This is a genomic window from Streptococcus lactarius (assembly GCF_016642265.1).
Taxonomy (GTDB): domain Bacteria; phylum Bacillota; class Bacilli; order Lactobacillales; family Streptococcaceae; genus Streptococcus; species Streptococcus lactarius.
Genome location: NZ_MRXX01000006.1, coordinates 119,098 through 131,402 on the forward strand (window position 1 = coordinate 119,098; position 12,305 = coordinate 131,402).

11 protein-coding genes and 1 pseudogene are annotated in these 12,305 nt (G+C 40.2%); 11 read left to right on the forward strand and 1 reads right to left on the reverse strand.

All coding sequences use genetic code 11. The features are described from left to right. Positions 1-76 precede the first annotated feature (76 nt). The 4 genes and pseudogenes from BTU61_RS05150 to thrS all read left to right on the forward strand — a co-directional run bounded on the left by BTU61_RS05150 (position 77) and on the right by thrS (position 4,669). Positions 77-1,075, forward strand: a complete 999-nt coding sequence (locus tag BTU61_RS05150; protein WP_200772619.1) for an LTA glycolipid anchor biosynthesis glycosyltransferase, IagA/BgsA family — start codon at positions 77-79, stop codon at positions 1,073-1,075. Position 1,076: 1 nt separating this feature from the next. Then, complete coding sequence (locus BTU61_RS05155) at positions 1,077-2,399, forward strand: glycosyltransferase family 4 protein (protein ID WP_200772620.1); 1,323 nt, start codon at positions 1,077-1,079, stop codon at positions 2,397-2,399. A 112-nt stretch (positions 2,400-2,511) separates the two neighbouring features. After that, positions 2,512-2,657 (forward strand): annotated as a pseudogene (locus BTU61_RS05160) (AAA family ATPase); the annotation flags it as partial. Between the two features lie 68 nt (positions 2,658-2,725). Further along, a complete protein-coding gene (thrS, locus tag BTU61_RS05165; protein ID WP_200772621.1) occupies positions 2,726-4,669 on the forward strand; it encodes a threonine--tRNA ligase in 1,944 nt (647 codons plus the stop codon). A gap of 211 nt (positions 4,670-4,880) precedes the next feature. On the opposite strand, the gene BTU61_RS05170 is transcribed toward thrS, so the two are convergent. Then, the gene (locus tag BTU61_RS05170) at positions 4,881-5,930 is read right to left on the reverse strand and encodes a DUF389 domain-containing protein (RefSeq protein ID WP_200772622.1); all 1,050 of its coding nucleotides are present in this window, start codon (positions 5,928-5,930) and stop codon (positions 4,881-4,883) included. 504 nt (positions 5,931-6,434) lie between these two features. On the opposite strand from BTU61_RS05170, the gene yycF reads away from it, so the two are divergent. From yycF to BTU61_RS05205, 7 genes are all read left to right on the forward strand, one after another. Then, entirely contained in the window at positions 6,435-7,136 is a 702-nt protein-coding gene (yycF, locus tag BTU61_RS05175) for a response regulator YycF (RefSeq protein ID WP_200772623.1), read from the forward strand. Continuing rightward, a complete protein-coding gene (gene vicK, locus BTU61_RS05180; protein ID WP_187540437.1) occupies positions 7,129-8,484 on the forward strand; it encodes a cell wall metabolism sensor histidine kinase VicK in 1,356 nt (451 codons plus the stop codon). The genes yycF and vicK overlap by 8 nt, the downstream gene beginning before the upstream one ends. Before the next feature lie 7 nt (positions 8,485-8,491). Beyond that, entirely contained in the window at positions 8,492-9,301 is an 810-nt protein-coding gene (locus tag BTU61_RS05185) for an MBL fold metallo-hydrolase (RefSeq protein WP_200772624.1), read from the forward strand. A gap of 141 nt (positions 9,302-9,442) precedes the next feature. Continuing rightward, positions 9,443-9,970, forward strand: a complete 528-nt coding sequence (locus BTU61_RS05190; RefSeq protein WP_200772625.1) for a hypothetical protein — start codon at positions 9,443-9,445, stop codon at positions 9,968-9,970. Positions 9,971-10,173: 203 nt separating this feature from the next. Then, positions 10,174-11,223 (forward strand): hypothetical protein, encoded by a 1,050-nt coding sequence (locus BTU61_RS05195; protein ID WP_234700091.1) that lies wholly within the window; start codon positions 10,174-10,176, stop codon positions 11,221-11,223. Beyond that, positions 11,224-11,763 (forward strand): DUF3592 domain-containing protein, encoded by a 540-nt coding sequence (locus BTU61_RS05200; RefSeq protein ID WP_200772626.1) that lies wholly within the window; start codon positions 11,224-11,226, stop codon positions 11,761-11,763. It abuts the gene before it with no gap. Between the two features lie 76 nt (positions 11,764-11,839). Then, positions 11,840-12,226 carry a YbaN family protein gene (locus tag BTU61_RS05205; protein WP_200772627.1) on the forward strand — a complete coding sequence of 129 codons (387 nt, stop codon included), beginning with the start codon at positions 11,840-11,842 and terminating at the stop codon, positions 12,224-12,226. The last annotated feature ends 79 nt before the right edge of the window (positions 12,227-12,305 follow it).

Consider the following 12,305-nt stretch of genomic DNA (forward strand, 5'->3'; position numbering starts at 1 on the left):
GTCCCACTCTCTCTTTTTTATACCCTATACAGGTAGAGACTTGCTGGGCACTCTTTATTTCGGTATAATAGAAGGTATGAAAGTTTTACTGTATTTAGAAGGAAAATCCGTACTACAAAAATCAGGAATTGGTCGAGCCTTGCAGCACCAAATGCATGCACTTGATTTGGCTGGAATTCCCTATACGACAGATATTTTGGGAGATTATGATGTGGTGCATATCAATACCTATGGACCTCGGAGTTTTCTCTTGCTCCATGCAGCAAAACGTCGTGGAAAAAAAGTCATCATGCATGGCCATTCAACCCGTGAGGATTTTGAGAATTCCTTTATTGGATCTAACCTTTTTGCGCCCTTGTTTGGAAAGTATTTGGCTCATATGTACCAAAAGGCAGACTATGTCATCACGCCTTCTGAGTATTCCAAACACTTGATCCAGTCCTATGGAGTGACGACTCCGATCATTGCCGTCTCCAATGGGATTGATTTGGAAAAATACAAGAAGGATCCGAAAAAAGAAGAAGTCTTTCGCAAGCATTTTAATATCCAAGAAGGCCAAAAAGTTGTTATCTGTGCAGGGCTTTATTTTAAACGTAAAGGGATTGAAGATTTCGTAGAAGTAGCCCGTCGCATGCCGGATGTGCGCTTTATTTGGCTTGGTTCGATCAACAAATGGATCATTCCGCGTAAGATCCGCCGTTTGGTGGAAAAGGATCATCCAAGTAATGTGGAATTCCCTGGCTATTTCAAGGGAGCGGTCTTCCAAGGGGCCATGACGGGTTCAGATGCTTTCTTCTTCCCATCCTATGAGGAAACAGAAGGAATTGTTGTTTTAGAAGCCTTGGCTAGCCATCAGCATACAGTCTTGCGAGATATTCCCGTTTACAATGGCTGGATCGACGAGAGCTCATCTGAATTGTGCCACAATGTGGATGAGTTTGTGGATTCCTTGAACAAGGTCTTGAATGGACAAGTGGACAAGCGGGAGGCTGGCTATAAGGTTGCTGAAAGTCGTTCGATCGACTTAGTGGCCCATCAATTGGTCGAAGCCTATCAAACAGTGTTGGAGATGTAAGATGCGTGTAGGGTTATTTACAGATACCTATTTCCCGCAAGTGTCGGGAGTGGCGACCAGTATTCGGACGCTCAAAACAGAATTAGAGAAATTGGGTCACACGGTCTTCATTTTTACAACGACCGATAAAGATGTGAACCGCTATGAAGATTGGCAGATCATTCGGATTCCAAGTGTGCCTTTTTTCGCCTTTAAGGACCGCCGGGTTGCTTATCGTGGTTTTTCAAAGGCACTTGCCATTGCCAAGCAATACCAGTTGGATATTATCCATACCCAGACTGAGTTTTCACTAGGCCTTTTGGGAGTTTGGATTGGACGCGAGTTGCGGATTCCAGTCATTCATACCTACCATACCCAGTATGAGGACTATGTCCGCTATATTGCGAGAGGTATGGTCATTCGCCCAAGTATGGTCAAATACATTGTGAGAAGTTACATGAATGATCTGGACGGCGTCATCTGCCCAAGCGAGATCGTCTATGACCTGCTCCAAAAGTACAAGGTGAAGGCGGAAAAACGCATTATTCCGACAGGGATTGATCTGGCTAAATTTGACCGACCAGAGATCACCCCGACTGAGACAGCGGCTCTTCGTGAAAAATATGAAGTCGCAGAAGATGAAACGCTTTTATTGAGCCTATCGCGGGTCTCTTATGAAAAAAATATTCAGGCTGTCATTGCGGCCCTTCCTGATGTCCTTCAGGTCAATTCGAAAGTTAAGTTGATTGTTGCTGGGGATGGTCCTTATCTGGATGATTTGAAAAAGCAGGCCGCCAAGCTCGAAATTTCAGATGCGGTGATCTTTACGGGGATGATTCCGCCAAATGAGACGGCTCTCTACTATAAGGCGGCGGACTTCTTTATTTCGGCATCTACTAGTGAGACCCAAGGCTTGACCTATTTGGAAAGTATCGCTAGTGGCACGCCTGTTATTGCCCATGGCAATCCTTATCTGGACCATGTGATAGACGATCCCATGTTTGGAAAACTTTTCTATGAAGAAAGTGATCTAGCAGCCGCTATTGTAGAAGCGATTGAAGCTAAATCTGCAATCGATGAGGCCAAATGGGCTGCAAAGATTGATGATATTTCCGCAGCGACCTTTGGTCGTCGGGTCTACGAATTTTACCTGGATAAAATCATTTCCAAAGATTTTACAAATGATATCACTCCAGAACAAAGTCGTATGAAACGGATGTCCAAGAAAATTGTTAAAATTCCAACCAAGGTCATTGCTCTTCCGGTCAATGGATCGGTGAAAATGATGAAGGCTTCGGTCAAACAAGTCAAGAAAATCCGTAAAATCACGCATTTCTTTGATTGAAAATAAAACTTTTTCTTGCAAAATTTTTCAATCGTGCTATAATAACTGTCAGAGACATATCAAATCTAGGAAATCTAATAGAGAGCGCGTGAAGCTGGAAATCGCGTAGAGGATAGGTTTGGGACTACTCGTATTCCTTTTATGCAAACATAAAACGGTGGCCACGTTAGAGCCAATCAGAGGTGTCCCTCTTTTTTGAGGAACATAAATGAAGGTGGAACCACGTTGCGACGTCCTTTTGAGGATGTCGCTTTTTTCTATTCATCCTCTGCTTGCAGGCACCTCTTTCCTAACATTACTTACGAAATTAATTTAAGGAGAAAACCATGATTCAAATTACTTTCCCAGATGGCGCTGTTCGTGAATTCGAATCTGGCGTTACAACTTTTGACATTGCTCAATCCATCAGCAATTCCCTAGCTAAAAAAGCTCTTGCTGGTAAGTTCAACGGCAAATTGATTGACACAACTCGTGCCATCACTGAAGACGGAAGCATTGAAATCGTGACACCTGATCACGAAGATGCTCTTCCAATCTTGCGTCACTCAGCGGCTCACTTGTTTGCTCAAGCGGCTCGTCGCCTCTTCCCAGATATCCACTTGGGTGTTGGCCCAGCTATTGAAGATGGCTTCTACTACGATACAGACAACCAAGCTGGTCAAATCTCAAACGAAGACCTTCCTCGTATCGAAGAAGAAATGAAGAAAATCGTGAAAGAAAACTTCCCATCTATCCGTGAGGAAGTGACTAAGGATGAAGCGCGTGAAATCTTCAAAAATGATCCTTACAAATTAGAATTGATTGAAGAACACTCTGAAGACGCTGGTGGCTTGACCATCTACCGTCAAGGTGAATACGTAGACCTCTGCCGTGGTCCACACGTCCCATCGACAGGTCGTATCCAAATCTTCCATCTTCTTAACGTTGCTGGTGCTTACTGGCGTGGTAATAGCGACAATGCTATGATGCAACGGATCTACGGTACAGCTTGGTTTGACAAGAAAGATTTGAAGGACTATCTTCAAATGCGTGAAGAAGCCAAAGAACGTGACCACCGTAAACTTGGGAAAGAACTTGATTTGTTCATGATCTCTCAAGAAGTTGGTCAAGGTCTTCCATTCTGGTTGCCAAACGGTGCAACGATTCGTCGGATCCTCGAACGCTATATCGTGGACAAGGAAGTGGCTGCGGGCTACCAACACGTTTACACACCACCAATTGCTTCTGTTGAACTGTATAAGACTTCAGGTCACTGGGACCACTACCGTGAAGATATGTTCCCTCCAATGGATATGGGGGATGGGGAAGAATTTGTCCTTCGTCCAATGAACTGTCCACACCACATCGAAGTCTACAAACACCATGTGCATTCTTACCGTGAATTGCCAATCCGTATCGCTGAAATCGGTATGATGCACCGTTATGAAAAATCAGGTGCCCTTACAGGTCTTCAACGCGTGCGTGAAATGTCTCTTAATGATGGACATACCTTCGTTGCTCCAGAACAAATTGAAGATGAATTCAAGAAAATCCTTCAATTGATCATTGATGTTTATGAAGATTTCAACTTGACGGATTACCGCTTCCGTCTATCTTATCGTGATCCTGCAGATAAGCACAAATACTTTGACAACGATGAAATGTGGGAAAATGCTCAACGCATGTTGAAAGCAGCCGTTGACGACATGGGTGTTGAATACTACGAAGCCGAAGGGGAAGCCGCATTCTACGGACCAAAATTAGATATCCAAATGAAGACAGCTCTTGGAAAAGAAGAAACCCTTTCTACCATCCAGCTTGACTTCTTGTTGCCAGAACGCTTTGATCTCCACTATATCGGAGCTGATGGCGAAGAACACCGTCCAGTTATGATTCACCGTGGAGTTATCTCAACTATGGAACGCTTCACAGCTATCCTCATTGAAAACTACAAGGGAGCCTTCCCTACATGGCTTGCTCCTCACCAAGTCACTGTGATTCCTGTTTCAAACGAAAAACATGTGGACTACGCTTGGGAAGTAGCGAAGAAACTTCGTGACCGTGGTGTCCGTGTCGATGTCGATGAACGCAATGAAAAAATGCAGTTCAAGATTCGTGCTTCTCAAACTCAGAAGATTCCTTACCAATTGATCGTTGGGGACAAGGAAATGGACGAGAATGCTGTAAACGTTCGTCGTTATGGTCAAAAAGAAACAGAAACCATGCCAGTAGATGCATTTGTAGAATTGATTCTTGCAGATATTGCAAACAAATCTCGTGTTGAAAAATAAGAAATAAAAGCTGGGTTAAGATTTCCAGCCACCTAAAAAGCAACAACTGAAATAGTTGTTGCTTTTTTACATTTTGATTAAGTTGAGCTAGTAGTGTTTGGTCAAACCACCACAAAGGTATCCTCATTAACAATCTTTTCTATCCACTAACTTTTGGTTATAAGATATCCTCCCAAGATTTGCTTCCATGAGTTAGATAAATTGACTATCCTCAGTCCTTGTCTGCCTCATTTTCTTTTACGAGATCGTTTTGTGAATCTTTTTCAGAGAGTTTTTGATCGATATACTTGTCAATGTTTTCGTAAAATTCCTTGGCCGTCTCACTATCTAATTTTGTCGAATTATGGACTTGATTGACTTTCAATTGAACAGATTGAATACCGTAAGAGGCTTGTTTTTGGCGAATGGTTTCTAATTCTTCTTCTGAAATCGGATCTCCAACAACTGTCAAGACCAATTCATTATCCCTAGACTTGTAGACTTGATTAATGACCGTATGATTGGCGAACTCTTTTCCTACAAACTGTTTGATCCCTTCTTTTCGTGCTTGATACATCGTCAGAGTGACTGCTGAATAGCTGGCTGGAAGAACCAATAATACAATTAAGAATATCAACCCAATTCTCATTTTAATGTTTAGCTCTTTAAATGAACTTAAGGGAGATTTTCTCATCAAAATTCTTGTTCCAACAATGTTGGCTAGCATGATAAAGACACAGTTAATCAAGAAAAGATAGAGAGCCCCAAATAAAAATCGCACATTTCCATTAGCTAAACCATAGCCTGCAGTACAGATAGGTGGCATCAGAGCTGTTGCAATGGCTACTCCAGGCACGATATTGTTTGCTTCTTTTTTCCTTGAACCAATGACACCTGCTATACCACCAGCAATAGCAATGAGAACATCCCAAATGGTTGGAGAGGTTCGTGCAATCAACTCGCTACTTGCATAAGATAAGGGAGAAATCCAGAAATACAGAGTCGAGACAAGCAAACTGACCAATACTTGAGTAAATAAAACCTCTAGAGATTGCTTGATTAAACGCGTATCAAAAATAGCTAAACCAAACCCCAGTCCAACAATCGGTGTCATAAGAGGGGAAATCAGCATGGCTCCAATAATGACAGCTGTTGAATTCATATTTAGACCTATAGAGGCAATAAAAATCGCACACATTAAAATTACTGTATCTCTTAATCGAACATGAAGGTCATCATATAGTTTCTCTCGGAATTCACGTGTTGAATAGTTTCCGGTCATTGGTTATTCCTTTTATTTCATATAATCTTATTTCTACATGGATGATGGTAGAGAGACTTCTGCCCAAACTGACATATTTTTAATTCTCACTTATAATTTTTTTGAACATTATCTTTTAAATATCCATCAGTCCATCCTACATATTATATCAAAAATTTTACAGTCTTTCTCTGAAGAAATCTATTAATTGAACAGATAGAGAAAGCCAGAAATTTTAGATTCCTTATTCAAAGAAGGAAGAACGGTATCTCCTCTGAAAGAAGAGACCGTTTTAATGTTTAAACATGATGAGTGTGTAGCAGCAATCCTAGCTGATATCGTCAACAAATCACGTGTTGAGAAATAATGAACAAAGAAAAGATTGAGATGTAACGATCTCAGTCTTTTTTTCATGCTTTTATTTGAAAGTCTAGCCATTGAGGCTCCACATTTCTGCATAAGTTTGATATAATAAGAAGATAGAGATTTGATTAGGAAAAGAAGCATTAGAAACAGGTATGTAAGATGAAAAAAATATTAGTAGTTGATGATGAAAAACCGATTTCAGATATTATTAAATTCAACATGGCGAAAGAAGGCTATGAAGTCTTGACGGCTTTTGATGGTCGGGAAGCCTTGGAAGTTTTTGCGGCTGAAAATCCAGATATTATTATTTTGGACTTGATGTTGCCAGAGATTGATGGTTTGGAAGTGGCGCGTACGATTCGCAAGACCAGCAATGTGCCGATTATTGTCCTTTCTGCCAAGGATACGGAGTTTGATAAGGTCATCGGTCTTGAGATTGGGGCAGATGACTACGTGACTAAGCCGTTCTCAAATCGTGAATTGCAGGCGCGTGTGAAGGCCTTGTTGCGCCGTTCTGAATTTGCTGCGGATTCTCAGCTTGAAAATGATGCCGACACTGAGATTGTCATTGGAGATCTTCACATTCTTCCAGATGCTTTCTTGGTTCAAAAAGGCAATAAAGAATTGGATCTAACCCATCGGGAGTTTGAATTGCTCTATCACTTGTCGACCCATGTTGGACAAGTGATGACACGGGAGCATCTTCTTGAAACCGTTTGGGGCTATGATTACTTTGGAGATGTTCGGACAGTGGACGTGACGGTTCGTCGCTTGCGTGAAAAAATCGAAGACACACCAGGACGTCCTGAGTATATCTTGACCCGCCGTGGTGTCGGGTATTACATGAGAAACAATGATTGATCAATTAAAACAATTTGTTATGTCGTCAAACTTTGTGTTTGTCCTGATTACGATTGGTTTTATGATCGTCGTAGCCTTGTTCTTACTGGAGAACCGCAAGGACAATGTAAAGTTGAGGCAACTAAATGCCAAAATTAAGGATTTGATCGCAGGGGACTATTCCGAAGTTGTTGACATGCAAGGAAGCCCAGAATTGACCGATATGACTAATAGTATCAATGATTTGTCAGAGGTGATTCGGCTCACGCATGAAAACTTGGAGCAGGAAACCAAGCGCTTGACCAGTATCCTTTCTTATATGACAGATGGGGTGCTTGCGACCAATCGTCGTGGGCAGATCATTATGGTCAATGAAATGGCTGCCAAGCAATTAAATATTCATCCAGAAGAAGTCTTGAATACGAGTATTTTGGATTTGCTCTCGATTGGGCAGGACTATGATCTGCGAACCTTGATTACCGAAGTGCCTGAGTTGACCATCGATTCTCAGGATGAAAATGGGGAATATTTGAGCTTGCGTGTACGGTTTGCTTTGATTCGTCGGGAATCAGGATTTATCTCTGGTCTAGTAGCGGTCTTGCATGACACGACAGAGCAGGACAAGGAAGAACGTGAACGGCGTCTCTTTGTCTCCAATGTCAGCCATGAATTGCGGACCCCATTGACCAGTGTCAAATCATACTTGGAAGCCTTGGACGATGGAGCTATATTTGAGCCCGTTGCACCGGACTTTGTCAAGGTTTCGCTCAATGAAACAAACCGGATGATGCGGATGGTGACAGACCTTTTGAGTCTGTCTCGCATTGACAACGAAACCAGTCAATTGGAGATTGAGTTAACTAACTTTACAGCCTTTATCACCTTTATTTTGAACCGATTTGACAAGATCAAGAGTCAATCGCAAGAGGATACCAAAAAGTATGAACTCATTCGAGAGTATCCAATTACACCGATCTGGGTCGAAATTGATACTGACAAAATGACGCAGGTGATCGACAATCTCTTGAATAATGCGATCAAGTATTCACCGGATGGTGGGACGATTAGAGTCGGGATGAAAACGACAGATGCTCAGTTGATTATTTCCATCTCTGATGAGGGATTGGGAATTCCAAAGAAAGATTTGCCTCGTATTTTTGACCGCTTTTATCGAGTGGATAAGGCGCGCAGCCGGGCTCAAGGTGGAACTGGTCTAGGCCTAGCCATTGCGAAAGAAATCATCAAGCAGCACAAGGGCTTTATTTGGGCCAAGAGTGAGTATGGCAAGGGCTCGACCTTTACCATTGTCTTGCCATATGACAAGGATGCGATCAAAGACGATGACTGGGATTCAGAAGAGGAAGAGTAAGGAGTCAATGACAGAAAAGGGATTTAAGTATAGTATTTTAGCATCTGGTTCCAGTGGAAATTCTTTTTATCTGGAGACACCAAAGAAAAAACTGCTCATTGATGCAGGCTTATCTGGAAAAAAGATTACGGGACTATTGGCTGAAATTGATCGCAAACCAGAAGACTTAGATGCCATTTTGATTACGCACGAACACTCAGACCATATCCATGGTGTGGGTGTTTTAGCGCGGAAGTATGGAATGGATCTCTATGCTAATGAAGCTACTTGGAAGGCCATGGAAGGAACCAAGTATCTCGGCAAGGTCGATGATGCTCAAAAGCATATCTTTGAGATGGGCAAAACTAAGACTTTCGGAGATATTGATATCGAGAGTTTTGGGGTCAGTCACGATGCTACAGCCCCTCAATTTTATCGCTTGATGAAGGATGGGAAGAGCTTTGTCTTGCTGACGGATACGGGCTATGTGAGTGATCGCTTAGCTGGAATCGTCGCGGATGCAGATGGCTATTTGATTGAGTCCAACCATGATGTGGAAATTCTTCGAGCAGGTTCCTATGCTTGGCGCTTGAAGCAACGGATTTTATCTGATCTGGGTCACCTTTCAAATGAAGATGGGGCAGATGCCATGATCCGTACCTTAGGAAATCGTACCAAAAAGATTTATCTGGGGCATTTGTCAAAAGAGAACAATATCAAAGAATTGGCCCATATGACCATGGAGAACCAACTGGCTCGGGCAGATCTAGCAGTCGGTCATGATTTTGAAGTGCTGGATACCTCGCCAGACACTGCAACTCCATTGACGAAGATATAAGATGGAAAACCACCTGCGGGTGGTTTTTTTATAGCATATTTGAGGAAATCTACATCTAGTGATGAATTTGCTCTTTGCCCTAAATTTGTGTATGATAAGAGTACTTTATCTCATTAATAAATCGACGGAGAAATGTTAATTTTGAAAACATATATTGGTTATTTGGATTTGAAATGGATTTATTTTGATGAAGAAAACGAAGTATTTCAATATCAAGATCAAAAAAATACTTCGAATTGGATAATGGTTGCTGCTCCACTTGCAGTCTTTCTTTTAAAAGGAATTGCAAGTGTCTTAAATTCAGTCTTTTGGGGATTACCGTATACGATCAATATCGGTATTGCAATAATTGGAACTCTGATAGTTTTCGGAATGTTGATAATAACGAAGGTGAGAAAAAAAGATCTGAGAACTGGTTGGAAAACAGTTGTCTTGAAGGAAAAAGATCTCAAAACACTCAGAGCAAAGGTGCTTGCAATTTTTATTATGAAGATTCTTTTTGCTTTTTTAGGGATTTTCTTCTTGGTTACTTTTATTAGAGAAACTGATTTTTTGTGTCTGATGATTTATCTACTTTCTTTTGCTTGTGTGATGCATTTTCATCAGGAAATTAAGACTAGAAAGATTATCAAAATATTGAAAGGTCAAATGGGATCATTTAGACAATAATTTCATTGAAAGATGTATTACTGTAATAGAATGAGAACATTGCATCTTTACGGATAGATTTAATGAACGATGAACGGAGTGAAGGAATTTTGGATGCTTCATCATTTATAAAATCCTTTGATTAATTGACATGTAAAGAATAGTATGGAACCAATCTGAATGGTAGTTAGATCTTATTCAATCACTAGAAAGGAAAAATAGAAATGAAAAAGATGATCAGATCAAAATTAGTCCAAGTTTTATTTCTTGTAATTGCTATCACAGGAGCCAGTCTTGCATATAAGGCTTATCATAAGCATGAACTAACCCAGTTTGTCATGTGGAGCCCGAGAGCAAAAATTACAGATTATGAATTTATTGCTAATCATAAAGCGGTAGCAATTAGCTGGGATAACGAAGCTGAATTAAAGGAAGCGAAAGAGGCTAAGAAATATGATCCTCGTATTGACATCAGAAACAATAGAATTGAGATGCATGGTGAACGTTTTATTATTCGGCAGAGTTACAAATTGAAGTCGGCAGCATATAAGTACTGGTTAAGTGAAAAGGATAAAGTTCCTTATTTAAAGAGTAATATCCCTGAAAAAGGAGAATACTGGTTATTAGATGTTTACGATACAAAAGACAATACGATTAAACAAAAAACTTATGATGTGTTTAAGATGGTGAGGGAATATAATAAAAATTATGTTCCAATTAATGTTGCCGATTCCTCAAAATTGTTACAATCTGAAGAAGGAAAAACTTATTTGCCTATAAAGATGGCAGTGAATAGTAAATCAAACTCAAAAACTTTTATTGGTATCATAGATATAGAAACGGGGAAAATTATTTCTAAAACATCATCTGGAAAAACAGGTAAGGACTTTTATGATGTAAATCAAAAAGCATGGCAAAATAAAGAAGGTCTTGAGGATTTACTCAATAAATATGACAGACTTTCAAACCAACATTTTAATTTTGTATGGTCAGCGTTTTGGTTTACTAAAAAAGCTCAAGCAGATTCTTTAGTAAGCAAGTATCCAAAAGTATATGATATATTGAGTAAAGGTTCGCTATCTGAATTGTATTTCCTTGGAAAAGAAGATGTTCGTTTCAAAATCTCTTTTTTGAAATTGGTTGTTCCCAAAGATACCAATATCTTTAAGAACCTAACTATTCCTGCAACTAGTTCGAAAGATGGAAAAGAACATATCGTTCAAAGTGAAGAAGAGTTTTTAGAGCACTACCAATCAAATTTGGGGGAGAAATAAATGTCAACTAAAATGCTAATGCTTTGGCTCTCAACTGTAATTATCTTTTTAGCCTTGGTTTTTTTGAGTGGGACTTATTTTTATCTTTATTTCCGTGATAAAAAGATGGTTCGGCTTGCTACATCATCCATCAAAGGAACCGTTGTGGGCTATAATAGCTTTCGGGCAGGAAATCCTCCGATTGTGGAATACACGGTAAATGGCGTGGCTTATAAAAAATCTTTTCGTTATTTTCTGGTAAAAACGATCTCGACTCCATGGGGACCTAGAAATGTGCCAAACATCTATACTAGAGAAGATATGTTAGCCAATTCGATTACCTTTTATCGAAATTCATTTGTTTCTTTTAATACAGTTCTTCAGACACAATTTCCACTTTGCTCTTCGATGACAGTCTGGTATGATCCTGAAAAACCGAGTAGAGCTTATGTGGAGCGTTATTGTGGTGTGAATCGCTATTATAAATGGGCTGGAATCCTTTATGGGACCTTGCTTCTTCTAGTCTATGCTGTGGTGTTAGTTGCTTTTTTTAAAAATTGAGAAAGGATTAGCAAAAGCTAGTAAGTCAACTAAGGACTGGCTTTTAATAGAAACGCATCATGCAAAGGAGAAGAAAATGCGCCTTGTTTATCTTACGATTGGTTTTATATCATTGGGACTAGGAATTATTGGAATTCCTTTGCCAATTTTACCGACAACCCCCTTTTTACTGTTGTCTATGGCTTGCTTTGCCAAAAGTTCCAAACGCTTTGAAACTTGGCTTTACCAGACCAAGCTCTATCAAGTGTATGTAGCGGATTACCGAGAAACCAAATCGATTGCCAAAGAACGGAAGAAATGGATTCTTCTTCAGATCTACATTCTGATGGGCGTTTCCATCTATCTGGCACCGATTATTTGGGTGAAGCTTGCTTTAGGGGCTTTGACGATTTTTATCACCTATTATCTCTTAAAAGTAATCCCCAATAAGCCTGAAAAACCAACAGAAGAACATCCTGATTAAAAATGGAGAAATCAGGCCCTAGAACTAGGAAAAGAAGTGCGTTCGTGCTTCTTTTTTGGTATACTTAAGAAGTATGAAT